The organism is Acidobacteriota bacterium, from assembly GCA_009838525.1.
Taxonomy (GTDB): Bacteria; Acidobacteriota; Vicinamibacteria; order Vicinamibacterales; family UBA8438; genus VXRJ01.
Genome location: VXRJ01000004.1, coordinates 51560 through 76223, shown reverse-complemented (window position 1 = coordinate 76223; position 24664 = coordinate 51560). Strand labels below are relative to the sequence as shown.

Here is a 24664-nt window from a genome sequence, read left to right as displayed (position 1 = left end):
CCGGAGCCGCCTCCCGTCAGGCAGCGCGGTTGTGGCGTCCGAGGCGCGTCAGTTGCTGCCGAGGTAGTCGCGCGCGAACGCCCGCAGCGCATCGCTGCGCAGGCCGATCGCTTCCGCCTCGACCGTCGCGTCCTCGAACGAATAGCCGTCCTGCTTCACCCGCTTGATGAGCCACATGAAGCCCACCCGGTTGGCGGATCCGCAGTGGATGTAGACCGGCTGGTTCGCCGGCTCGGCCACCGTGTCGAGGAACTGATCGACGAGTTCGGTCGTCGGCTGGCGGAAGGGTAGATGAACGTAGTTCAGTCCCGCCGCCTCGGCCGCTTCACGCGACGCTTCGACCCGCGCGTTCCGCTCGCCCGCGGTCCGGAAGTTGATGACGGTCTTGAAGCCGCGCTCGCTGAGCTCCGGCATCGCCTCCGGTCCGGTCGCCCCCGCGCACGCCACTGTGGCGTCCACGCGGGTGTAGTTCGGCACCCCTTCGGGGCCCTCTTCCTGGAGGAAGTTCTGCGCCTGCACGGCCACGACGGACCCGGCCGCGACAAGAAGAAGCGCAGCGAAAGTCGCCACCGACGCCAACGAGTTTCTTGACTGCTGCATGACGGGTGATTGTACCATCGGCGTCCACGGCTGGCGTGCACCGGCCTCGTGCGCCGGGCCGCCGGCGGTGCGCCGGCCTCCAGGCCGGCATAGACGGTGCGCCGGCCTCCAGGCCGGCATAGAGAGAAGGAGCCACGGCATGCCAGACGTTGTCCACACCAGCCGCATGCGGATCGAGCGGGTCAAGGGTCCGGTCCGCGAGGCGTTCCTGGAGGGTTTCGACACGCCGATCCGCTTCGGCGTCCACGGCGGCATCAAGAAGTTCTACGGCGTGGAGCCCGACGAGGAGGTTCCCGCTACGCTCGACTACATCGTCGGGTCGGTCGGCGGTTGACTGCTCGGCACCCTGGCACGCGCACTGGAAGTGCGCAAGGTTCCGGCGCCGCGCGACAAGATTTCGGCCCAGGTGGAAGGCGACATCGAAGCGATCGACAATGTGCTGCGCATCACGCGGATCCGCGTTCGGTACGATCTGACCGTCCCGCGCGGGATGCGTGAGGCGGCCGAGCGCGCGGTCGCGAAGCACCCCAAGGGCTGCCCCGCCGCGAACAGCGTGGCGGGCTGCATCGATCTCGACATCGCCGCCAACATCACCGAGGAGTAGGTCTGCCGGCCGCCGCGCCGCTTTCGGTGTCACTCGGCGTTTCACAACGGGCTGCTAGACCCAGGCTGTCGCCGTGACACGCCCCCTGCCGGACGGTCCCGCGGCTCGCCCCGTCGGGTGGCGTCCGTGGTGCGCCTCCGCCTTCGCCGACGCGCGCGCTGCCGGTGCGCCGGTCCTGCTGTCGCTCGGGCCCTCTTGGTGCCGCGCCACCGCCGCGATGGCGTCGGACACGTACGCCGATCCCGCGGTCGCCGGACTCATCGCCGATCGCTTCATCCCGATCCGCGTCGACGCCGACGCCCGCCCCGACATTGCCGACCGCTACGGCCTCAGCGGCTGGCCGACCACCGCCTTCCTCAGCCCGGAGGGCGATCTGCTGGGTGGCGAGACGTACGTCCCGCCCGAACGGATGCGCGGCCTCCTGCCGCAGGTGGCTGATGCTTTCGCCGCACAGCGCGGCGCGATCGCCGGACGGCGCGCACCGGCGCCGGATGCGCCGGTGGCGGCGGCCGCGCCCGACCAGACCATAGACGGTTGGGTGGCCTCCCACCTGCTCGAACAGTTCGACGCCAAGCACGGAGGTTTCGGGGCGGCGCCGAAGCGCGTGTACGCGGCGGCGCTCGAGTATGCGGCGCGCCGCGCCGCCTCCGGCGACGAGCGGTTCGCGGAGGTCGTGGATCGCACGCTGCGCGCCATCGGGTGGGGCGGGTTGTACGACCAGGCCAACGGCGGCGTCTTCCGCTACTGCGCACGATCCGACTGGACACAGCCCGCGACGGAGAAACTGCTCAGCGTCAATGCGGCGGTATTGCGCCTGCTGCTGGAGCGCGACGGCGACGACTACCGCGACCGCGCCGCGCACCTGGCCCGCTACGTTCACCGAACGCTGCTCGGCCGTCCGCAGGGTCGTGCGGTCTTCTTCGCGAGCCAGCGGGCGGATCCCGACTACTACGCGGGAGAGACGGTTTCGCCGCCGCCGGTGGATCGCGCGATATACGCGGATTGCACCGCCCTGATGGTCCGGGCTTGGGTTCGGGCCGCCGCCGTGCTGGGCGACGAGACGCTACTGGCGGATGCGGTTGACGCTCTGGAGCACGTGGTCGCGGGCACCTATGAACGCGGCGGCGGCATTGCCCACCGGGCCGGGGAGGGGGAGGAGGGAACCGCCGTCGTTCGCGGGTTGCTCGGCGATCAGGTGGCGGCCAGCGCCGCCCTCCTCGATCTGTTCGCGGTGACGGATCGCGACGTCTATCTCGACATGGCGCAGGAACTGATGCACTTCTGCCTGCACCACCTCTGGGACGACACGGCCGGCGGCTTCCGCGACCGCGTCCACGCCGATGGCGATATCGGCTTGCTCCGCGTAGTGGCGTACCCTTTCGCCCTCAACTGCGACGCCGCCCGCGTCCTGCTCCGCCTTGCCCGCCTGACCGGGCAACCGCAGTTTCGTGACCGAGCCGTCTCGGCGCTCGCCGGGCAGGCCGCCGCGGCCCGGTCGCACGGTCCCGCCGCCGCCGCATACGCCCTCACCCTGCAGGATCTGGCGACCGCGCGCGATCCGGATCCCGCGTGCTAGACTTTCGCGCCGAAAGAGCCGTGCCGTCCGACTCGCCCACGATCACCGCACTCGAACAGGTCGCCCTCCGGCTCCGCATCGCGTCCATTCGCGCCACGAGCCGGGCGGGCAGCGGGCACCCCTCAAGCTGCTGCTCCGCCGCGGACGTCGTCGCCGCGCTCTTCTTCGCCCGGCTGCGCTTCGATCCGCGCAATCCGCAACACGAGGACAACGATCGCTTCGTCCTGTCGAAGGGCCACGCGGCCCCGCTCCTCTATGCCGCCTGGGCGGAAGCGGGTTACGTGGCGACGGACGAACTGCTCAATCTGCGGGCCATCGATTCCGACCTGGAAGGCCACCCGACGCCGCGGCTGCCGTTCGTCGACGTCGCGACCGGCTCGCTCGGCCAAGGGATCTGCGCCGCGATCGGCATCGCCCTGAACGCGCGGCGGATCGGTTCGGACTACCGCACCTACGCGCTGATCGGCGACGGCGAGTCGGCGGAGGGATCGGTCTGGGAGGCGGCGCAGGTGGCGCAACGCTACGGGCTCGACAACCTCTGTGCCATCACCGACGTCAACGGCTACGGCCAGAGCCGCGCGACGCAGTGGGGCCACGACATGGAGGCCTACCGGGCGCGGTGGGAGGCGTTCGGCTGGCGCGCGATCGTCATCGATGGCCACGACATGCCCCAGATCGTCGACGCGCTCGATGAAGCGGCGGGCACTCGCGGCCGGCCGACGATGATCCTGGCGCGCACGTTGAAAGGGAAGGGCGTCGTCCTCATCGAGGGCAAGGACGGCTGGCACGGCAAGCCGATTCCGCCGGGGGAGCCGCTCGACGCCGCGCTCGCGGAACTCGAGAGGCAGCGCATTGCGGGAGCAGCGGCCCCCGTGATCCCGCCGCCGCCCACCCGCGCGGCCTCCGCTTCGGCCGCGCCGCCGGATGGCCCGCCGCGGCTGCCGGCCCCTCCTTCCTACGCGCTGGGCGACAAGGTGGCGACGCGCGCCGCGTACGGCGTTGCCCTGGCCGCGCTCGGCACCGCCGATCCGCGGGTTGTAGCCCTCGACGCCGACGTCAGCAATTCCACCTTCAGCCAAGACTTCGAGGCGGCGCACGCCGACCGTTTCTACGAGACGTACATCGCGGAGCAGGTGATGGCCGGCATGGCGATGGGCTTCGCGAGCCGCGGCGCCATCCCGTTTCCGTCGACGTTCGCCGCGTTCCTGACGCGCGCCGCCGACTTCGTCCGGATGGCGGGCATCGGCGGGATGAACATCACGTTCGCGGGATCCCACGCCGGGGTGTCCATCGGCGAGGACGGCCCGTCGCAGATGGCGCTGGAAGACCTCGCGATGATGCGCGCGGTGCCGGGCTGCGCCGTGTTGTATCCGTGCGACGGGGTGAGTGCCGCGCGCCTCGTCGAGGCGGCGGCGGGCTACGAGGGGATGGCGTACATCCGGACTACGCGGCCGGCGACGCCCGTGATCTACGGCCCGGACGAGGCGTTCCCGATCGGCGGCTCCAAGGTGGTGCGCGAGTCGCCGAACGACGCTGCGACCGTGGTCGCCGTTGGCATCACGTTGTTCGAGGCGCTCAAGGCGCACGAGCAGCTCGCCGCGGAGGGGATCGCGCTGCGCGTCATCGACGCCTACTCGGTTCAGCCCATCGATCACGCCACGCTGCGCGCCGCCGCGCGGCAGACCGGCAACCGCCTCATCACCGTCGAGGACCACTACGCCGCGGGTGGCCTGGGCGACGCCGTCAGCGAAGCCGTGGCTCCTCACGGCATCGCCGTCGAACGCCTGGCCGTCCGCGAAGTGCCCCGAAGCGGGCCTGCCGCCGCCCTCCTCGATCGCTACGGGATCTCCGCCAACCGCATCGCCGCCGCCGTTCGCAGGCAGGTTGCGGCTGGTTCACCGTAGGCTGGCCATCGGGCTCCCGCTGGCGTTGCGGTAGCATTACGTCGAACTTCCGCAAACGCGCAGGAATGGGGATCATCATGTCAAGAGGAACACTGGCGGTGGCGGCTATGCTGGGAATCACGCTGGTCGGCTCCGACTTCGGAATGCAGATGCAGGCACAGTCGCAGGAGGCCCTCGGTCACGGCTACAGCCGTCCCGCCCGGAGCGTCCACGGCAGCCGTTCCGAGGTGATCGCCCCGAACGGGATGGTGGCGGCCAGCCAACCCCTCGCGGCGCAGGTGGGGCTCGAAGTCCTCAAGTCGGGCGGCAACGCCATCGATGCCGCGGTCGCCGTCAACGCGATGCTCGGACTTGTAGAGCCGCACATGAACGGGATCGGCGGCGATCTCCTCGCCATCCTCTGGGACGCCGAAACCGAGCAGCTTTACGCGCTGAACGGCACCGGCCGCGCCCCCTATGAGATCACCCGCGAAACCCTCGCCAACCAAGGCTACGAGCGGATGCCGGGCACCGGCCCGCTCACCTGGACGGTTCCGGGCGCGGTCGACGCCTGGAGCGAGCTGCTCGACCGCTTCGGCACGATGGAGCTGGGCGAACTGCTCCAGCCGTCGATCGATTACGCCCGCAACGGCTTCCCGGTCAGCGAGATCATCCAGGGGCAGTGGGCGGCGTCGATGCCGTCACTCCAGGAGTGGCCGACGTCGGCGGCGACGTATCTGCCGAGCGGCCGGCCGCCGGCGGTGGGCGAGCTGTTCAAGAACCCGCAACTCGCCGATGCCTACGAGCAGATCGCGGAGGGCGGCCGGGACGCGTTCTACCGCGGCGAGATCGCCCGGAAGATCGTCGCGTTCAGCGAGGCGAACGGCGGCTACTTCACGATGGCCGACTTCGAGGACCACACCTCGGACTGGATCGAGCCGGTCAGCACGAACTACCGCGGCTACGACATCTGGGAGGTGCCGCCCAACAGCTCCGGCATCCTCGCGCTGATGATCCTGAACATCATGGAGGGCTACGACATCGCGTCGCTCGGCCACAACAGCGCCGAGGCGCTCCACCTCTACACGGAAGCGAAGAAGCTGGTCTGGGCGGACCGCAACACCTACGTCGCCGACGCGGACGCGAACGAGCTTCCGACGCGGCAGCTTATTTCGAAACCGTACGCGGAAGCGCGCCGCAAGCTGATCGACGAGCAGCGAGCGGCAACCGCGGTGACGCCCGGCAATCCGTTCGAGTACAGCGATACCGTCTACCTGACCGTCGTCGACAAGGACCGGAACGCCATCTCCCTCATCGAGAGCATCTTCGGCAGCTTCGGTTCGAAGATCGTTCCCGGCGACCTCGGCTTCGCGCTCCAGAACCGCGGCTCCGGCTTCACGCTCGAGGAGGGTCACCTTAACTCGCTTGCGCCCCACAAGCGCTCGCTCCACACCAACATGCCCGGCTTCGTCACCAAGGACGGGAAGCCGTTCATGCCGTTCGGCGTGATGGGTGGTCCGATGCAGCCGCAGGGCCACTGGCAGGTCCTGTCGAACATCATCGACTTCGGCATGAACCTGCAGGAGGCGGGCGACGCGGCGCGCGTCCGCCACAGCCCGAGCAGCCGGCCGGGCGGCACGCTGGCCGTCGAGCCGGGCATCTCCGACGAGGTCATCGCCGAGCTCCGGCGCCGCGGCCACCATGTTCAGCGGCAGGGCGGCGGCGGCATGGGGGGCTACCAGGCGATCATGATCCACCCGGAGACGGGCATGCTCCACGGTGGCACGGATCCCCGCAAGGACGGCCTGGTCGCGGGGTACTAGGCACTCCCCGAGAGTCTCGCGACGCGATCGGGAAGGGTGGGCACGTCCGCGGCGGCCAGGATCGTGAGATCTCGGTCCACCGGGTAGCTGTCGTTCGTTGGACAGACAACGAACAGGTGATCGAGTCCGAGGATGTCGGCAACGCTACGCAACTGGGCGCTGACCTTGGGCGCCTCGTTGAACTTCACTTCGAATCCGATTCGGCGGCCGTCGTGCACTACCAGCAGATCAAGTTCGCCACCACCATGCGCCGCCCAGAACCACGCTTGATCGGCGTCCAGCGTAGACAGAATCTGTTCGACTACGAAGCCCTCCCAGGACGGTCCGAGGCGCGGATGACTGAAGAGGCCACTCTCGTCTCGAATGCCCAGCAACGCGTGCAGAATACCGGTGTCACGCAGATAGACCTTGGGCGCCTTGACCTGGCGCTTGGCGACGTTCTGGTACCAAGGCTGGAGCTGGCGGACCATGAAGGCACCGGTCAGCAGATCCAAATAACCGCGGACCGTCTTGTCGGAAGCACTCATCGAACGTCCCAGGCTGGAAGCGTTCCACGTCTGGCCGTGCCAGTGCGCCAGCATGGTCCAGAACCGCTCCAGGGCCGCTGCCGGAATGGTGATGCCCAGTTGCGGGATGTCGCGTTCCAGGAACGTGCGTATGTAGGCCCGGCGCCAGGAATGGCTGTCGTCGCCGGACGGTGCGAGATACGACCTGGGAAGTCCGCCGCGCAGCCAGAGCGTTCGCCAGGCGTCGGCACCGGCCTCTCGGAGGTCGAAGCCGGCCATGTCGATGAACTCGACCCGACCCGCGAGAGACTCGGAAACGCCCTGCACGATGCCGGGTGACGCGCTACCCAGGATCAGGAAGCGCGATCTTGTGCCGGGGCGGTCCACAAGCACGCGCAGCACGTTGAAGAGCTGCGGCATGCGCTGGACTTCGTCGATCACGACCAGGCCGTCGAGCACCCCGAGGACCAGCTCGGGATTGGTGAGGCGTCGAACGTCCTGCTCGGATTCCAGATCGAAGAAAGTGGCGCTTCGCGCTGCCGCGAACTGACGGGCAAGTGTCGTCTTGCCGCACTGCCGCGGTCCCAGCAACGAAGTGATCGGCGCTCGGCGGGCCGCGGTGGCAAGTCGTTCCAGGTAACCGGAACGCACGATGAGGTCATCCGGCACACCAATAGAATACTTGAAAACTCGGAGTTCATCTCCGAATATTCAGTATTTTAGCGCGCTGAACCCCATCGCCGTTGTCGTATGGCTGGTGCGGTGCTCTCTGCGAACCGTCGCTACCGTTCCTGCGGTACGAAGACGTCCCGCGCGGGCATCGCCACCTGAGGCAGGGTGGTGGCGTTCATGGCCGCGTCCTCCCCGATGATGCCGTTCTCGGCCAGAAGCCAGGCGGTCAGCGCGTAGACCTCGTCGCTCGAGAGCGTGCCCGGAGCGTTCGACGGCATCGCTCTCCGGATGTAGTCGAAGAGCGTCGTGGCGTAGGGCCAATAGTTCCCCACCGTGAACGGGACGTCCGCGCCGTCGCCGCGCCATTCCTCGTAGCGCGGCCCGAAGGGAGGCGCGGTCTCCGGTTCGTAGCCGACGAGCGGTTCGGCGCTGCCGCCCTCGCCGGTCCGGCCGTGGCAACTGGCGCAGTGGCGAAGGTAGAGCGGCGTGCCGTCGGCGTGGGTCCCTTCGCCCTCCGGGAGGCCGGTGCCGTCAGGCATGACGTCGATGTCCCAGGCGGCGATCTCCTCGTGCGTCGCCTCGCGGCCGAAGCCGAAGCGATCGGGATGGCCGGCCGGCGCGTCCGTGCCGGCGCCGGTGTTCGCGGGCGCGGCATCGGTCATCGCCGGCGCATCGGCGGCGGGAGGCTCGCCTTCCGTGGCCGCGCAACCGGCCGCGAGGATCGCCAGGGCGAGCAGTGGGAGGCGGAAACGTCCTCGCGGCGGGCGCGGGGTGAGAGCCGGCCTGGAGGCCGGCGCACCAGCCAGTGTGCCAGGTCTCACGCGTCCCACGGTTCCTCCTCGCGGTAGAAGACGTGTCCGTCGGGCTGGATGCGCCAGGCGGTTATCGGGTTGAGGTGGTAGCGCCGGGCCCGGCGGCCTCGCTGCTCCCGGAGTTGCGCGCGCGTCGGCTGGACGTAGCCGGTGTCGTCGGTCGCGCGGCTCATGATCGCGGTTTCGCTGCCGTCCCACTGCCAGACGTGACGGAAACGGACGTGCGCCTGGCGGAGGACCGGCTCCTGCAGGCGCGCCGGCTCCCAGGTGCCGCCGCCGTCCGTGCTGATGTCCACCTGTGCGATGGCGCCGCGGCCCGACCAGGCGATGCCCCGGATTTCGATCCAGCCCGGCTCCACGACCTCGGGGTACGCCGGCGACGTGATCAGCGAGCGCGCGTCGAAGACGAAGCTGAATTGCCGCGCCGTACCGTCGACCATCGGGTCGGTGTACTTGGAGGTCTCCTCACGCGTCATGAACGGCTGGTCGGCCAGCTCCAGCCGGCGTAGCCACTTGACGTTCGAGTTCCCTTCCCAACCGGGCAGCAGCAGCCGCGCCGGATAGCCCTGCGACGGGCGGAGCGGCTCGCCGTTCTGGGCGTAGGCGACCATCGCGTCGTCCCATGCCTTTTCCATGGGGACGCTCCGCGTCATGACGGCGGCGTCCTGACCCTCGGCGAGGAACCAGGTGGCATCGGGGCTCGCTCCCACCTCGCGGAAGAGGGTCGCGAGCGTGACGCCGGTCCACTCGGTCGTCGCCGTCATGCCGGCGACGTTTTCCGGTTTCGTCTCGGGTCCGGCCGCCTGCGGGTAATTGCCGGAGCACTCGAGGAAGCAGATGCGCGACGTGGCGGGGAAGCGTTTCAGTTCGTCGAGCGTGAAGATCATCGGGCGGTCGACCAGGCCGTGAATCAGCAACTGGTAGTCGTTCGGGTCGACCGACGGCACGCCGGCGTGGTGACGTTCGAAGTGGACGTCGGACGGCGTGATCATGCCGTGCAGGTCCTGTAGTGGCGTCCGGGATGAGCCGCCGGTCAGGGCGCCGCGGGAAAGCGGCGCGTGCGGCGAGCGTTCGCCGAGGGCACTGGGAGGAACGCCTGGGGCTTTGGTGGTGTCGGCGGACTGGGCGAGAGCGTTCCGGGTGGAAGGGAGGGTGGTGACGGCCAGCGCCGTGGCGGCCGTCGTGATGAGCTGGCGGCGGGAGATCCCCCGCTCGCGGTTGCGTGGCATCGCTTCCTCCTCTCGCGACGCTACGGGCGAACGTCGTGCCGAACGTCCGTGCGTTGGTTCTACGCAGCGGTCAACCGTGCATGGGTGGGTTGCTCGTTGTGTGAATCCTACCCCCACGAAGCTCCTGCGACCAGCAGTTTTCGCTTGCCATGCGTTGCCGTCTCACAACCCGCCGTGATAACTGATCCGCACGGTTGCCGAGCACGGATGGACTGCGGAGCTGCGGTTCCGGAAACGGGAGGGTACGCCATGACCCGGTTTCATGATCTGGACGCGCTACGCAGTGTCGCCATGCTGCTGGGCATCGTGCTGCACGCCGCCGCCTTCCTCATACCTATCGACTTCTGGCCGGTGCACGAGGCGTACGCCAACGACACGCCGCTCGTAGCCAATGTCTACGCGTGGCTGGCCTCGGCCATTCACGGCTTCCGGATGCCGCTGTTCTTTCTGATCAGCGGCTTCTTCACGGCGATGCTGTGGCAGGCCCGGGGGCTGGATCGGCTGCTGCGCCACCGCCTCAAGCGCATCGGCCTGCCGCTGCTCGCAGGCATGTTCACGATAGTCCCGCTGGTGGCTTGGGCGTCCTTCGGCAGCGAGTTCTCGCTGGCGGCCTGGCCCTTCGCGTGGCTGGGCGGCCTGGCCCATCTCTGGTTCCTCTGGCACATCCTGCTCCTGGCGGGAGCGCTCGTCGTCGTCGCGAAGCTGGGCCTGCGGTTCCGCCATTCCCTGTGGTGGCTCCTGATCCCGCTGGCCTTCGCGCCGCAGTACTTCATGCACGAGGTCGTGTTCGGGACGGACACGGCGGACGGCGTGATCCCGGCGGCGCGCGTGATCGGTTACTACGCCGTGTTCTTCGCGTTCGGGGTGTTCTTCTTCCAGCGCGGGATGCAGGTGCGGCGGTGGTGGGCCGTCGCACTCATGCCGGCCCTCTTGCTGGCGTTTCCGGTCGGCATGCTCCTGATGGAAAACCCCATCCGGGAGTCTTATGCCCCCTGGCAATGGGGCGCTGCTGCGGCGGCGCAGCTCGTCTACGCCTGGCTGATGTGCTTCGGATCGATGGGGTTGTTCCGCTGGATCGCGTCGGGGGAACGCTTCTGGGTGCGCTACCTGTCGGACTCTTCCTACTGGCTGTATCTGGCCCACCTCCCGCTCGTAGTCGCCCTCCAGCAGGTACTCGCGCCCCTGGCGATGGGCCCGCACCTGAAGTTCGTCCTGATCTGCACCGTGGTCGTCGCCAGCTTGCTGCTGGTCTACCAGGCGGGCGTTCGCTATACGGTGATCGGGAACATCCTGAACGGGCCGCGCACGCGCCGCGGAACCCCGCCGATCCCGCCGATGGTTCCCCGCCCGCAGCCGCGGACGTGACGCGCGGATTGCGGCAATCCCGCCGGGGCTTCCGCCATGCCGCTCGCGGCATGCCCGGGACGGGCTGCTAGCGACTCCAGGTGAAGAGGCGGGTGAGGAACGCTTTCTGGCGGGGGCTGAAGCGGGCCCGGCGAAGCTGGTTGGCGACCTTGCGCCAGGCCTCGGCCTGCGTGGGGTAGGGATGGATCGCGGCGCCGATCGTCGACAGTCCGGCGCGGGCCTGCATCGCGACGGTCACCTCGCTGATCAGGTTGCCGGCGTCGGCCGCGACGATCGTCGCGCCCAGGATCCGATCCGATCCGCGCTCGACCAGGACGCGGGCGAAGCCGGCATCCTCGCCGTCGAGCATCGCCCGGTCCACCTCGGCGAGCGGCTGGGTGAACGTCTCGACCGCGATGTCCTTCGCATTCGCGTCCGTCTCGTACATCCCGACGTGGGCGATCTCCGGCTCGGTGTACGTGCACCAGGGGATGATCAGGCTGTCGGTCGTCCGGCGTCCCAGTCCGAACGGATGCGGGAACAGCGCGTTCTGGATGACGATCTGCGCCATCGCGTCCGCGGTGTGGGTGAACTTGAAGGGAAAGCAGATGTCGCCTGCGGCATAGATGCGCGGGTTCGTCGTGTGCAGGTAGCGGTCCACCGTGACGCCGGTCCGATCGAACGCGACGCCGGCCGCCTCGAGACCGAGGTTCTCCACGTTTGGCGCGCGCCCGACGCTGACGAGGATGGCGTCTACCGTGACGTCACGGGTCTCGCCGCCCTCGGTGTAACGAATGCGCTTCTCGCCCCTACCGCCCGCCGGGCCGGGCTCGACCGACTCGACGGTCGTGTTGAAGAGGAAGCGGACGCCGTCTCGCGTCATGCGGTCCTGCACCACTTCGGCGGCGTCCGGGTCTTCGCGCGGAAGGATGTGTCCGGCCTGCTCGAACGCCGTCACGTCGCTGCCGAAGCGGGCGAAGGCCTGCGCCATCTCGCAGCCGATCGGACCGGCGCCGATCACCGCCAGACGCGGCGGCAGCTCGGTCAGCGAGAAAATGGTCTCGTTGGTCAGATAGCCGGCCTCGGCGAGGCCCGGGATCGGCGGCGCCGTGGCGCGCCCGCCGGTGCAGATGGCAGCGCGGGCAAAGTGCAACGTCGCGTCGCCTACCTGCAGCGCGTCCGGCCCGGTGAACTGTCCGTCCCCCAGATAAACGTCGACGCCCAGTCCGCGGTAGCGCTCGGCGGAATCGACGGCACTGATTGTCGACCGCAGCCGGCGCATGCGTTCCATGGCCACGCCGAAGTCCCGTTCGACGCCGCCCGGAAATGTGAGTCCGAAGACGGCCGCGTCGCGTGCGGACGCCCACACCCGCGCTGCGCGGATCATTCCCTTCGACGGGACGCAGCCGACGTTGAGGCAGTCGCCTCCCATCAGGTGGCGTTCGACCAGCGCGACCCTCGCACCGAGGCCCGCCGCCACCGAGGCGCAGATCAGTCCGGCGGTGCCGGCGCCCACCACGACCAGGTTGTACCGTCCGTCGGGGGTCGGATTCCGCCAATCGGCGGGATGAACGTTCGCTGTCAGCAAGCGGTTGAACGAGTCGTCGGGCTCGATCAGGGAGGTGGTCGTCGTCACGGCGGATCACTATATGCTGTATCGCTGAGACGCCGCTCGCGAGCGGCGGCGAGAGGAGAAACGCATGCTGTTCGCCAACCCGGCCAGTCTTCGGATGCCGGACGCCGACTCGGCGCTTCCGGGCCGCGACGAGCCGATGCCGGTGTCGCGGCAACACTTCGTGCATGGCCGGCCGATCGTCCCGCCTTTCCCCGAGGGGACGGAGCAGGTGCTCTTCGGGATGGGTTGTTTCTGGGGCGCGGAGAAGGCGTTCTGGAACGTCGAGGGGGTCTACACGACCGCCGTGGGCTACGCGGGCGGACTGACCCGGAACGCGACCTACCGCGAGGTGTGCAGCGGCGGGACGGGCCACGCGGAGGTGGTCCTGGTGGTCTACGAATCGCGAGCGCTGCCGTTCGACCGCCTCCTGTCGATCTTCTGGGAGAACCATGACCCGACGCAGGGGATGCGCCAGGGGAACGACGTCGGCACGCAGTACCGCTCCACCGTCTACGTGGCGGGCGACGAGCGGGTGCGAGTCGCCGAGGCGTCGCGCGACCGCTACGCGCCGCTCCTGGCCGGAGCGGGCTACGGGCCGGTCACGACCGAGATCCGCGAGGCGCCGCCGTTCTACTACGCCGAGGAGTACCACCAGCAGTACCTGGCCAAGAATCCGTTCGGTTACTGCGGCCATGGCGGGACCGGCGTCTCCTGCCCGGTCGGGGTGGTGAGGGAGACCCCCGCACGTTGACCGTCCGGCAGGGCGAGTCCCTGCAAGCGCCGGCGGGCCGGGGCGCTGCCCCGATCGAGTGGGCTGCCTACGAAGCGGTGCTGTTCGATCTGGATGGTGTGTTGACAGCGACCGCGCGGTTGCATGCAGCGAGCTGGAAGCGGATGTTCGACCGGTTTCTGGCGGATCGGGAGGCGGCTGCCGCAGGTGCCGGAAGCGGCGGACGTGCTGGAAGTGCCGGTCTGGAGACCGGCGCACCGACCGGCGCACCGGCCGGCGGGCCCGCCGGCGCGTGCTTTCGCCCGTTCGAGGACCGGGACTACACGCGCTACGTTGACGGGCGGCCGCGCTATGACGGCGTGCGGGCGTTTCTGGAATCGCGCGGAATCACCTTGCCGGACGGCGAGCCGTCGGATGCTCCCGGGGACGGAACCGTCTGCGCCCTGGGCAACCGGAAGAACGCGCTGTTTCACGAGCTGGTGGCAACCGAGGGCGTCGAGACCTACGATGGCTCGCTGGCCGTGGTCCGGCACCTGCGCGCGAACGGCGTGCGGACAGCCGTCGTTTCGTCGAGCCGCGGGTGCGGGGAAATACTGGACGCGGCGGGAATTGCGGATCGCTTCGAACTACGGGTCGACGGACTGACGGCGGAGGCGGAGGGACTGGCCGGGAAGCCGGCGCCCGACATGTTCGTGCATGCGGCGCGGGCAATGGGCATCCCGCCGGACCGTGCGGCGGTTGTCGAGGATGCGATCGCCGGTGTGCAGGCGGCGCGCGGCGGCGGGTTCGGGCTGGTCGTCGCGATTGACCGGACCGGCGCGCCGACGGAGCTGGCGGCGGCGGGAGCGGATGTCGTCGTGAACGATCTGGCCGAGACGCTGGGCTAATGGCGAACCACAGGCCGCACTCGCTTGACGGCATCTACAAGCACGACGAGTGGCGTCTCATCGAGACGGAATTCGATGAGCGGCGTCTTGCCGCGTCGGAGTCGATCTTTGCCCTCGCCAACGGCTACGTCGGCATGCGCGGTACCTGCGACGAAGGGCTGCCGGTCGCCTACAGCGGCACCTACGTGAACGGTTTCCACGAGACCTGGCCGATCGTGTACGCCGAGGAGGCGTTCGGCTTCGCCAAGGTGGGACAGACGATTGTCGACGTGCCGGACGCGAAGATCCTCCGGCTCTACGTCGACGACGAACCGCTCTTCCTGCCGACCGCCACGCTCGACGAGTTCGAGCGGGCGCTCGACATGCGGGCCGGCACGCTCGACCGCCGCCTGGTGTGGCGCCACAGCTCGGGCCAGCGCGTCACCCTCGAGTCGAGACGCATCGTCTCGCTCGAGCACCGGCACCTTGCGGCGATCATCTACGACGTGACCCTGGCCCACGACGCGCCGGTTGTGATCGAGTCCGAGATTGCCGATTCGCGCCGTGCCGAACATCAGAACGGCGACCCCCGCAGCAGGCAGGTGGGATGCGAGGTGCTCAAGTCGCGCGTCAGCGAGACGCGCGGCCTCCGCATCGTCCGGGGCTACGCCGCCAGGTCGAGCGGGATGACGCTGTCGTGCTCGGTCGATCACACCGTTGAAACCGACTGCGCCGTCACCACGGAGACACAGGCCGACGCCGCGGGCGGCCGCGTCGTCTTCTCGATCGACGGCAGGGCGAACACGCGGATCCGGATCGTCAAGTACATCGCCTACCACTCCTCATCGAGCCGCCGCGGTGCGGAAGAGCTCTGCCGCGAGGCGCGGCGCGTGCTGGACCGGGCGGTCAAGCGCGGCGTTCAGGACCTGCTCGAGAGCCAACGCCGCTTTCTCGACGGATTCTGGGACCGCGCCGACATCGTCGTCGGTCACCGGGAATGGCAGCGGACGATCCGGTTCAACCTGTTTCACATCTGCCAGGCGACGGCGCGCGCCGAGGGGGTAGGCGTTCCCGCGAAGGGGCTGACCGGACCCGGGTACGAGGGCCACTATTTCTGGGACACCGAGATCTATCTCCTGCCGTTTCTCACCTACACGACGCCGCGCATTGCGCAGAACCTGCTGCGCGAGCGGCACCGCTACCTCGGCAAGGCGCGCCAACGGGCGCGTGAGGTGAACCAGAAGGGCGCGCTCTTCCCCTGGCGGACAATCAACGGCGACGAGGCCTCCGCCTACTACGCGGCCGGCACGGCGCAGTACCACATAAACGCGGATATCGCCTACGCGCTGCGCAAGTACGTCGACGTGACGGGGGACGACGACTTCCTGGCGAAGGTGGGCGCCGAGCTCCTCGTGGAGACGGCGCGGCTCTGGGCGGACCTGGGTTTCTATGCGCAGCGGCCGGATCGTCCGGACGACGTCAGTTTCAAGATCAACGGCGTCACCGGGCCGGACGAATACAACACGGTGGTGAACAACAATCTCTATACCAACCTGATGGCGCGCGAGAACCTCTGGTATGCCGCCGCCACGATCAACCGGTTGCACGACGCCGATCCGGCGCAGTTTGCCGCACTGGTTCGGGATACCGGGCTCGATCTGGACGAAGTGGACGAATGGCGGCGCGCCGCGAGCCTGATGTACGTCCCGTACGACGAATCGCAACGGGTCCACCTGCAGGACGACAGCTTCAACGAAAAAGAGGACTGGGATTTCGCGAACACGCCGCAGGACAAGTACCCGCTGCTGCTGCACTACCATCCGCTCGTCATATACCGTCACCGGGTGGTCAAGCAGGCGGACGTCGTGCTGGCGATGTTCCTTCTGGGCGACGAGTTTTCGTTCGAACAGAAGCGGAACAACTTCAACTTCTACGATCCGCTGACGACGCGCGATTCCTCACTCTCGTGCTCGATCGAGAGCATCGTCGCCTCCGAGGTGGGGGAGGCGGACCGGGCGTTCCGCTATTCGACCGACGCCGGGCTCATGGATCTCGCGGATGTGGCCGGCAACGTGCAGGACGGCTGCCATATCGCCTCGATGGGCGGGTTCTGGATGACGCTGATCTACGGCTTCGCCGGGATGCGCGACTTCCGGGGGGCCATCAAGTTCTCGCCGCGGGTCCCGGAGGCGCTCGGGCGGCTCCGCTTCGCGCTGCAAATCCGCGGGCAGCGGCTCGACGTCGAAATGACTCCGGCCGAGGCTACCTACACGCTGACCGGAGATACGCCGGCCATCATCGTGCACGAGGGGGACGCGCTCGAGCTGGCGCCCGGTGTGCCGGTGACCCGGCCTACTGGGTCTGCAACTGGTTCTCGACCCGCAGCACCCCTTGCGTCTGGGCCACGATCCGCTGAAGCTCAAGCAGCTCGATCTGGCTCGGGACGTAGCCGACCAGTGTGACGACTCCGTTGTCCACGATGATGTGGAACGGAGGGTTGGTCATCGTCCCGAAGCGCTCGAAGTGCGGGCTCCTGAATACCTGCCGCGCGATGGCGTAGCGCAGCCTGTCATCGGAAGTTGAAGGCGGCAGCACGTCGAAGTTCACCTGCACGTCCTGCACCCCGCGGATCTTGGCGATCCGCTCGAACAGTTCGCCGGACTTGTCGCGCTCCGGCGTCACGCTGCCGAAAAGCGTGACGGCGCCGTTGTCGAGGCGGCCGTCGATGACGTCCCACATCGTGTAGTGGGGATACCGCTGCACCTGGCGCCCGACCTCCTCCGCGAGTTTCTGCTGATCTTCTTCCACCGGTATGACGATCTCGCTGGCGACGAAGCTGATGCCGTTGACGGAGAGGGCCCGCTGAATGGCCCGGTGCTTGTCCCAGAAGTGGTTGAGTCGTCCGGTGAGCGTCGCTTCGTCGCCCGCAACCGTCACTTCGAGGTTCCGCCACGCGCGTTCATCGTGCAACGCGTCCTCGACCCGCTTCTGCAGTTGATCGGGTGTCTGCCCCTCGGCGAGGGCTGCGCCGGTCGGCGACGCCACGGCCGTGGCGGCAACGAAGGTCAGGGCAACGCAGGTACGAACAACGGAACGGGGCATCGTAATCATCCTGTTCTCCCGGCGCCGGGTCTCCCTCCCTTGTACCACACCCGTGCGGTCGCGCGCCTGCTAGAGTTGACGCCGGTGGCCGAGTCCGTCCTACGCACCGACCTGCTTGCCGCGCAGCACGAACTCCGCAAACAGGGCGCGGGCCCGGTGCTCGTCGTCCTCGCCGGCCCCGAGACCGCGGATCGGGGAGACACTGCGAACGAACTGAACGCCTGGATGGACCCCCGCTGGCTCAAGACGTGGGCCTGGGGCGAGCCGTCCGACGAGGAACGGGAGCGTCCCTGGTTCTGGCGCTACTGGCGCGCACTCCCACCGCGCGGCCTGGTGGCGCTCTACCTCAGCGGCTGGTACGGCCCGGTCATACAGGACTTCGCGGAGAGCCGGTCGGGCAAACGGGCCTTCGAACGCCAGGTGCGGGAGATCAACCGCTTCGAGCGCGCGATGACCGACGACGGGGCGGTCGTCGTGAAGATCTGGCTCCATGTCGATCAGGAGACGCAGCGCGAGCGGTTGAAGGCTCTGGAGGCCGATCCGCTTCGCCGCTGGCGGGCCGGGGCCGACCAATGGCACCGCCTCCAGCGCCACGACGCCGTCGTCCGGGTCTGGAAGCGCGCCGCCGACCTGACGGACAGTCCGGCTGCGCCCTGGCGTGTCATCGACCGCTCGGACGCGAAATCTCCGATGACGGGCGTCGCCACCGCCGTCCGCGACGCGATCCGCCAGGCTCTGAAGAGCGCATCGGCGTCCGTCCCCGGGGCGCCGGCGACGCCGGCTGTCGCCTCCCCCGTAAAGGACCGACTGTCCGCCCTCGACCTCACGAGGACCGTGTCCAAGAGGCGCGCGCTGGTCGACCTCGAACGTCACCAGGGCCGACTGTACGAAGCCCAGCGTCTCGCCCGCGAGCGCGGCATCTCGACCATCGCCGTCTTCGAAGGGTGGGACGCCTCCGGCAAGGGGGGCGCAGTCCGCCGCTGCACGGCGGCGCTGGACGCGCGCTATTTCCAGATCGTCCCCATCGCGGCGCCGACCGACGAAGAACTCGCGCACCACTACCTCTGGCGCTTCTGGCGTCACATCGGTCGGGCTGGCCACGTCACGATCTTCGACCGGAGCTGGTACGGCCGCGTCCTCGTGGAGCGGGTCGAGAAGTTCGCGCGCCCCGACGAATGGCAGCGGGCCTATGACGAGATCAACGACTTCGAGGAACAGCTTACGGAGCATGGCGTCGTCGTGGTGAAGTTCTGGCTGCATGTCAGCAGGGACGAGCAGCTCGACCGGTTCCGCAAGCGGCAGGAAATCGCGCACAAGCAGTGGAAGATCACCGACGAGGACTGGCGCAACCGGGACAAGTGGAACGCCTACGCCGACGCCGTCAACGAGATGGTGGATCGCACCAGCACTCGCCGCGCGCCGTGGACGCTGGTCGAAGGCAACGACAAACGCTACGCGCGCGTGAAGGTGGTCAAGACGCTGGCGGATCGGATTCGCCGCGCCCTCAAGCGCCGGTAGCAGCCATGTTCGCCACGCCAGCCGGCGCCCGGCGGGTGGCGGCGCCGGCCGGACGGGCGGCTACGTCGCCGGCGGGCCCAAGGCCTCGGCGCTCGGCGAGTCCGGCCAGCGCGGCTCGGGGCTGGCCACGTAGGTAGCGTGGGCGAGCCGGGACTGGAAGTAGGAGATCTGCGAGGCGTACGCCGCGAGCCGGGCGAACACGCGCGCCGCGATGTAGAGCTGGCCGACGGCGAAGGCGCCCCAGACGGCCCCGCCGCTCGCTCCGGCCCCCGGGGCGACGAGAGCGTAGGCGGCGTAGACGAGCGCGAGGAGCAGGCCGTTCAGAAGCCACAGCCCCGCGACGCCGGCCGGATGGCGGCGCATGAACCGAAGCGTGGCGAGAAGGGCGCCGATCATGCTGCGGCGATCCTCCACGACGGCGCGGACCCGCGTGTAGTCGAACACCAGGTCGGCGGCGGCGAGGGCCGCGCCGAAGATCACGTAGAGCCCGAAGCGGGTCACTGCCCAGGTTCGCTCGACCGTGGCGTCGCGCGCGAGCGATTCGTACACGTCGCCGAACAGCCAGGGACGGAACCACAGGAACAGCACGCCGTAGGCGACGGCCGCGATGAGGCCGAGCCGGACGAAGCGCCCGACGAAACCGCCGCACGCGGAGAAGAAGGCGGCGCTGCCGATGGGCCGCTGTCGCGCCAACCGGTCGATCACGCCGCCGGCGAGAAAGATCCAGGCGAGAAACCAGACGATCGCCGGCAGCGTGGCCGCCCGGGGCGGCACCCCGTCGAGGAGGTTCGACAGGTTGAACAGGGCCGCCGCGAAGCCGATCACCCAGGGACCGAACGTGCCCTCGACCGCGTTCGCGTCGCCGCGGAACTCGGTCCACCACATCTCGTCCCAACCCTCGGCCACCGCGGCGGAGGTGACGCTCGGCCCGAGGTCGCCGGCGATGCCGAGAAACAGCATCAGCGCCAGGGGCAGCGCGGTGGCGAGAGTGGCCGCCCAGATGCCCACGACCACCAGCGGTGCGGCGGCGGCGCGGCGAAGCCCGTCGAGGAAAGCGGAGATCATGCGAGAAAGCCGGCCGTCAGGAGGAGATCCTGGACCCAGACGATCCAGGCGAGCGTCCACTTGGCCGCCGCTTCGCCCGCGCGCGACCGGGTGGTCCGGCTGTTGTTAGTGAAGTCGATGTCCAGCAACAAGACACGATCCGGGTCCACGGTTGCGGTCACGGCGCGGGACGGACGGACGAACCGGTAATAGGTCCACTGGGCCTGACCGTCCCAGCGGCGGCGTTCGCTCGTGCCGTCGGCGAACTCGACGACGACCTCGACGGGGAAGATGCCGTCGCCGTAACGGCGGACGGTCACGAGCGATTCGTACCAGTTGTCGGGCCCGGACCGGGCCTCGCGGTTCGCGCCGGCGCCGCTTCCCGATTCGTCCCGGTAGCGGCCGTCATCGAACCATCCCCGCCCGGCCGCATTGCGGCTGCTGAGCGCGGCGATGCCGTAGTCGAAGACGGCGGAGCTGCCATGCACCTGATCGAAGAACCAGCCGAGGTCTTCGCCGGCCGCCCCGTTCATGGCGTCGAAGAAGTCGTTCGGCTTCGGGTGGCCGAACTTCCATTGCCGGTAGAAGTCCGCCATGCCGCGCCGCACCACGTCCCAGCCAAGATGCCGTTCCAGCGTGTGCAGGTAGAGGGCCGACTTGTTGTAGGTAATCGCGCCGCCGGTTCCTGGCCAGTAGCGGAACGTCGGCGTCGCCTGCACGTCGGAGCGCGCGGCGGCACGGTAGCCGGCGATGCGATCGCCGTGGATGACGCGATCCCACGGGACGTCCGGTTGCGGCCAGGGCACGAAGCCGCCGAAGAACCGGAGCTCGCGGACGAACGGGAACTCCTGTTCCATCACGCGCGCGGTGGCGTAGGTATCCAGCCCCTCGTCGATCCACGAGTGCTCCATCTCGTTGTTGCCGACACCGCTCTGGAAGAACATGTGCCCCGCCTCATGGACCGTCACTTCCTCCGGGCCGTCGGTCGAGGCGGGGGCCAGCCAGCGCGTGCCGGCGGTGATGAACATCGGGTACTCCATCCCGCCGGAGCTGCTCCGCCAGGCCGGATCGACGATGGTGAGGTGGTCCCAGGGGTACGCGCCGAACCACTCGCCGTAGAGGCGGAGGGTCTCGCGCGTGGGCCGGAAGTGGCGCTCTTCCTGGCCCGCGTGCTCCGGCTGCAGCAGCAGGCGCATGTCGACCGGCGGCAGCGTCGGGTGTTCGAACCGGTCCTCCACCACCACGAAGTCGGGGCTCGTGGTCCACGCAAACTCGTGCACGTCCTCCGCGTGGAAGGTGTGGATCGTCTTTCCGTCGCCGTTGTCGGTCACTCCCTGCGCGCGGCCCGTGGCGCCCACCACCCAGCCGGATGGCGCGGTGATCCGGACGTCGTAGACGCCGTAGTCGGAGAAGAACTCCGTCCCCGTGTGGAACTGATGGCAGTTCCAGCCGTCCGCCTCGAGCACGCCGATCTTCGGGAACCAGTGGGCCAGAAAGAAGTAGTCGCCCACGGCGCCGGTGCGTGCGAAGGGACGCGGGATTCGGGTGGTCCACTCGATCTCGACGTCGATCGTCTCTCCGGGCGCGACGGGAGCGGGGAGAGGCACGCGCAGGACCGTCCGGTCGTCCGGGTTGCCGTCATCGGGGGCGATGAACGCCGCTTGACCCAACAGGTCGAGGTCGTCGCCGCCCGCCGCGCCACCCCGCAGGCGCATGCTGGTTACGTCGATCCAGCCCCAGTCTTCTTCCGCGCGGTTGTGCAGACCGGCGCCCCGACCCAGAAGCCGTTCGCGCATCCAGGTGGAGCGCGTGTTGCGCCAGGCGTTGTAGTAGAGATGGAACTGCAGTTCGGACGTGGGATTGGGCGAGATGTTGCGCCAGGTGAGCGTCTCGCGGCCGGTCAGCGTCCGGGCCGCCGGATCGAGGGTGACGTCGATGTCGTAGTTCGCGTTGCGCGGGGAAGTCGGCGCCTGCGCGCCGCCCGGGGTAACAGCCAGACCCAGCAGGAACGCAGCAACGGCGGCATGTCTCGCGCGCATGCGCGAGATGTTAATACGCGTACGCCATGGTGCGCCGGCATCCAGGTCGGCGTGGACGCTGGCGCACCGGTCACGGCACGAGTCTGTAGAGGCGCTTGTCAATCCGGAACGGCGCCGGCTCGTGGATCAGCAGGCGCTTGAAGTCTGCATGTTGGGGATTGAGGAGGTAGTTGACCTCGAGCGGGACGATGGCAGAGGGCACCCGCAGTACCGCCGTGTGTTCGGTGTCCAACCACGCTCTACCCAGTTCCTGCAACGCCGATGGTGGCGGTGTGCGCCGCCAGTCGTCCGGGAGGGTGGTAGCCGAGACGACATCCACAGGCAGTTCGTCCGGAACGTCGACCGCAATGACATCGTGCGACGGCATCGAGTTTACGGGCGTGTGTACCAGCGTTTCGAGCACGGCGAGCGCAACGGAGGAGGAGGTATGGACGACTGGCCGGCCTGGCGGTGTCCATCGGCCGCCAACACGCCGCGCACCTTCCCCGGAAAAGGCGGTGTGCGCATGCCTCGACAGGGTCAAGCGATAGACGCGCAAGGGTCAGGCGTACACTCCGAATTCGAGGCGCGTCAGCACCTCGTCCACAAGTCGCACACCTTCGTCGGTGTCCAACAATGCAAGGGGCGACTCGCCGCCGAGCGCGGCATTCGGTGAGGACATCCATGCGCGGGCGTCAGCCTTGCCGTCGAATACGGCTCCGGCATGCGTCAAGACTCGCAGCGTGCGGAGCAGCCTGTCAGAGGCTGCCGCCGGAAGCACTACTTCCGGCGGACCGCCACGAGCTCGCAACCAGGTTCGCTCGGAGCAGCCGAGGATGGCGGCGAACCGCGTTACCGGGACCGACCAACTCTCCATGGTCTCCGCCGCTTCTGCGACGGTGACGCCGCGACGGGCGGCTGAGACACGCGCCTTCAGGCCAATCTGCGTCGGGTCTGGGTCGGTGGTGGCTGCCTGCAGTGCTCTACCCGCCATATGTCAGCATCTTATCGGACATATGGCGAACGTTCAACTGCCAGACTCCCACCGGCGCAACCGGCTGAGTTCTAGTCGCTCAGGCCGAACGTGAAGACGACGTTGCCAGCCGCGATGGTGACGTACTGTTCGCCGTCCACCGCGTAGGTGATCGGTGCGGCGTGGACGCGCGCGCCGACCGCCACGTGCCACAGCTCCTCGCCGCTGACCGCGTCGATGGCGAAGAAGTAGCCGTCGACGGTCCCGCCGAAGACGAGATCGCCGGCCGTCGAGGTCAGCCCCGACGTGGAGCGGGGCGCGATCGGGTACTCCCACCGCACGTCGCCCGTCGCCGGGTCTATCGCGCGGACGGCGCTGTGGTACGTGTCCTGCGGCGCCGCGTTCTGGCCGCCGCCGCCCGTGTACTGCTCGCCCTCGACGTACTCCTCCTCGCGGATGAAGTAAATCTGCTCGCCGTCGTAGGCGTTGACGTAGAACAGGCCGGTGCGCGGGCTGAACGTCGGCGACCACCAGTTCGTGCCGCCGCCGATCGACGGCGAGACGAGGGTGCCCTCGATGGACGGCTCCATGTTCGGCACGCGGATCGGCCGGCCGTTCTCGTCGAGCCCTTCGGCCCACGTCTGCTTCGCGTACTCCGTGCCGACCAGGAACTCCCCGGTTTCGCGGTCGAGCGTGTAGTAGAAGGCGTTGCGGTTGGCCCACATCATCACCTTCCGCATCTCGCCCTCGTACATGATGTCTCCCAGGATCGGGACCTGGATGGCGTCCCAGTCGTGGATGTCGTGAGGCGTGAACTGGAAGTACCACTCCAGCTCGCCGGACTCGCCGTTCAGGGCGAGGGCGGAGTCGCTGTAGAGGTTGTCGCCGAGGCGAACTTCGCCGTTCCAGTCGGGTCCAGGGTTGCCCGTGCCCCAGTACACCAGGTCGAGATCCGGGTCGTAGGCGCCGGTGATCCAGGTGGGCGATCCGCCGGTCCGCCAGGAGTCGCCCATCCATGTGTCGTTCCCCGGCTCGTCCGGCCCCGGGATGGTGTAAGTGCGCCAGGTGAGCGTCCCCGTGTCCGCGTCGTAGGCATCGAGGAAGCCGCGGATGCCGAACTCGCCGCCGGCGATGCCGGTCACCACCTGGTCCTTGACGATGAGCGGCGCCGCGGTCTTGGAGTAACCCGACTGGTAGTTGGCGGCCACGGATTCCCAGACTTGGTTGCCGCTGCGCGCGTCGAGGGCCACAAGCTTCGCGTCGAGGGAGCTATAGTAGAGCGTCTCGCCGAGGATGGCGACGCCGCGGTTGTTCCGGCCGCAGCAGATCCGCAGATCGTCCGGCAGTTCCTGCTCGTAGCGCCAGTACTGCCGACCCGTCGCGGCGTCGAGGGCGACGACGTTGCTGGGCGCCTCGGTGACGAACATGATGCCGTCGACGACGAGCGGCGTCGTCTCGGCCCGGTCGATTTCCGGGATCTGGTACGCCCACTTCAGTTCGAGGTTCTGCACGTTGCGGCTGTGGATCTGCTCCAGCCCGCTGTAGCGCTGGGCGTCGAGCGTGCCGTTGTACATGAGCCAGTTCTCCGGCTCGTCCGCCGCGTTCAGCAGCCTCTCCCACGTGACCGGCCGAAACGCCGGCGTCCCGTCCGACTGGGCGCTCACGTCCACGACGGCGAGCCGATCCGCAACGACGAACGCCACCGCCGCGATGGCGAGGCAGGTGATGAGCAGGGCAATCCGCTTCATG

The 24664-nt window shown here is 68.6% G+C and carries 21 protein-coding genes; 10 read left to right on the top strand and 11 right to left on the bottom strand.

Annotated features, from left to right (window positions below; genetic code table 11):
- Window positions 1-48: 48 nt before the first annotated feature.
- Window positions 49-855: a hypothetical protein gene (locus tag F4Y45_01050; GenBank protein ID MXY23095.1), complete on the bottom strand. Its 807-nt coding sequence runs from the start codon at window positions 853-855 to the stop codon at window positions 49-51.
- On the opposite strand from F4Y45_01050, the gene F4Y45_01045 reads away from it, so the two are divergent.
- The 5 genes from F4Y45_01045 (at window position 740) to ggt (ending at window position 6486) form a co-directional block, all read left to right on the top strand.
- Entirely contained in the window at window positions 740-934 is a 195-nt protein-coding gene (locus F4Y45_01045; protein MXY23094.1) for a hypothetical protein, read from the top strand. The two genes, F4Y45_01050 and F4Y45_01045, sit on opposite strands and share 116 nt — an antisense overlap.
- Window positions 935-1204 carry a hypothetical protein gene (locus F4Y45_01040; GenBank protein MXY23093.1) on the top strand — a complete coding sequence of 90 codons (270 nt, stop codon included), beginning with the start codon at window positions 935-937 and terminating at the stop codon, window positions 1202-1204. It begins immediately after the preceding gene.
- Window positions 1205-1277: 73 nt separating this feature from the next.
- Entirely contained in the window at window positions 1278-2780 is a 1503-nt protein-coding gene (locus F4Y45_01035) for a thioredoxin domain-containing protein (protein ID MXY23092.1), read from the top strand.
- Window positions 2781-2800: 20 nt separating this feature from the next.
- Complete coding sequence (locus tag F4Y45_01030; GenBank protein MXY23091.1) at window positions 2801-4684, top strand: transketolase; 1884 nt, start codon at window positions 2801-2803, stop codon at window positions 4682-4684.
- Between the two features lie 77 nt (window positions 4685-4761).
- Window positions 4762-6486: a gamma-glutamyltransferase gene (ggt, locus tag F4Y45_01025; GenBank protein MXY23090.1), complete on the top strand. Its 1725-nt coding sequence runs from the start codon at window positions 4762-4764 to the stop codon at window positions 6484-6486.
- On the opposite strand, the gene F4Y45_01020 is transcribed toward ggt, so the two are convergent.
- The 3 genes from F4Y45_01020 to soxC all read right to left on the bottom strand — a co-directional run bounded on the left by F4Y45_01020 (window position 6483) and on the right by soxC (window position 9705).
- On the bottom strand, window positions 6483-7592 hold the full coding sequence (locus F4Y45_01020; GenBank protein ID MXY23089.1) for an ATP-binding protein: 1110 nt from the start codon (window positions 7590-7592) through the stop codon (window positions 6483-6485). The two genes, ggt and F4Y45_01020, sit on opposite strands and share 4 nt — an antisense overlap.
- A 182-nt stretch (window positions 7593-7774) precedes the next feature.
- Window positions 7775-8326, bottom strand: coding sequence for a cytochrome c (locus F4Y45_01015; protein MXY23088.1), 552 nt, complete (start codon window positions 8324-8326; stop codon window positions 7775-7777).
- Between the two features lie 155 nt (window positions 8327-8481).
- Window positions 8482-9705 (bottom strand): sulfite dehydrogenase, encoded by a 1224-nt coding sequence (gene soxC / locus F4Y45_01010; GenBank protein MXY23087.1) that lies wholly within the window; start codon window positions 9703-9705, stop codon window positions 8482-8484.
- 207 nt (window positions 9706-9912) lie between these two features.
- Here soxC and F4Y45_01005 point away from each other — a divergent pair, with 207 nt between their 5' ends.
- Entirely contained in the window at window positions 9913-11070 is a 1158-nt protein-coding gene (locus F4Y45_01005; protein MXY23086.1) for an acyltransferase family protein, read from the top strand.
- A gap of 67 nt (window positions 11071-11137) precedes the next feature.
- Here the strand turns inward: F4Y45_01005 and F4Y45_01000 are convergent, their stop codons facing one another.
- On the bottom strand, window positions 11138-12685 hold the full coding sequence (locus F4Y45_01000; protein ID MXY23085.1) for a mercuric reductase: 1548 nt from the start codon (window positions 12683-12685) through the stop codon (window positions 11138-11140).
- A gap of 64 nt (window positions 12686-12749) precedes the next feature.
- On the opposite strand from F4Y45_01000, the gene msrA reads away from it, so the two are divergent.
- From msrA to F4Y45_00985, 3 genes are read left to right on the top strand one after another with little or no spacing between them, the layout of a single operon-like run.
- On the top strand, window positions 12750-13415 hold the full coding sequence (msrA, locus tag F4Y45_00995) for a peptide-methionine (S)-S-oxide reductase MsrA (GenBank protein ID MXY23084.1): 666 nt from the start codon (window positions 12750-12752) through the stop codon (window positions 13413-13415).
- 53 nt (window positions 13416-13468) lie between these two features.
- Window positions 13469-14281, top strand: a complete 813-nt coding sequence (locus F4Y45_00990) for an HAD-IA family hydrolase (protein MXY23083.1) — start codon at window positions 13469-13471, stop codon at window positions 14279-14281.
- Window positions 14281-16722 (top strand): glycoside hydrolase family 65 protein, encoded by a 2442-nt coding sequence (locus F4Y45_00985; protein ID MXY23082.1) that lies wholly within the window; start codon window positions 14281-14283, stop codon window positions 16720-16722. The genes F4Y45_00990 and F4Y45_00985 overlap by 1 nt, the downstream gene beginning before the upstream one ends.
- Here the strand turns inward: F4Y45_00985 and F4Y45_00980 are convergent.
- Complete coding sequence (locus F4Y45_00980) at window positions 16613-17371, bottom strand: BON domain-containing protein (protein ID MXY23081.1); 759 nt, start codon at window positions 17369-17371, stop codon at window positions 16613-16615. The genes F4Y45_00985 and F4Y45_00980 overlap by 110 nt on opposite strands.
- 30 nt (window positions 17372-17401) lie before the next feature.
- On the opposite strand from F4Y45_00980, the gene pap reads away from it, so the two are divergent.
- Window positions 17402-18880, top strand: coding sequence for a polyphosphate:AMP phosphotransferase (gene pap, locus F4Y45_00975; protein ID MXY23080.1), 1479 nt, complete (start codon window positions 17402-17404; stop codon window positions 18878-18880).
- A gap of 60 nt (window positions 18881-18940) precedes the next feature.
- Here pap and F4Y45_00970 read toward each other — a convergent pair whose 3' ends face one another.
- The 5 genes from F4Y45_00970 to F4Y45_00950 all read right to left on the bottom strand — a co-directional run bounded on the left by F4Y45_00970 (window position 18941) and on the right by F4Y45_00950 (window position 24663).
- Entirely contained in the window at window positions 18941-19945 is a 1005-nt protein-coding gene (locus F4Y45_00970) for a hypothetical protein (GenBank protein ID MXY23079.1), read from the bottom strand.
- The gene (locus F4Y45_00965) at window positions 19942-21963 is read right to left on the bottom strand and encodes a M1 family metallopeptidase (protein MXY23078.1); all 2022 of its coding nucleotides are present in this window, start codon (window positions 21961-21963) and stop codon (window positions 19942-19944) included. The genes F4Y45_00970 and F4Y45_00965 overlap by 4 nt, the downstream gene beginning before the upstream one ends.
- Window positions 21964-22033: 70 nt before the next feature.
- Complete coding sequence (locus tag F4Y45_00960; protein ID MXY23077.1) at window positions 22034-22501, bottom strand: RES domain-containing protein; 468 nt, start codon at window positions 22499-22501, stop codon at window positions 22034-22036.
- A gap of 3 nt (window positions 22502-22504) precedes the next feature.
- Window positions 22505-22936 (bottom strand): DUF2384 domain-containing protein, encoded by a 432-nt coding sequence (locus tag F4Y45_00955; GenBank protein ID MXY23076.1) that lies wholly within the window; start codon window positions 22934-22936, stop codon window positions 22505-22507.
- A 71-nt stretch (window positions 22937-23007) separates the two neighbouring features.
- On the bottom strand, window positions 23008-24663 hold the full coding sequence (locus F4Y45_00950; protein ID MXY23075.1) for a PQQ-dependent dehydrogenase, methanol/ethanol family: 1656 nt from the start codon (window positions 24661-24663) through the stop codon (window positions 23008-23010).
- Window position 24664: the final 1 nt, after the last annotated feature.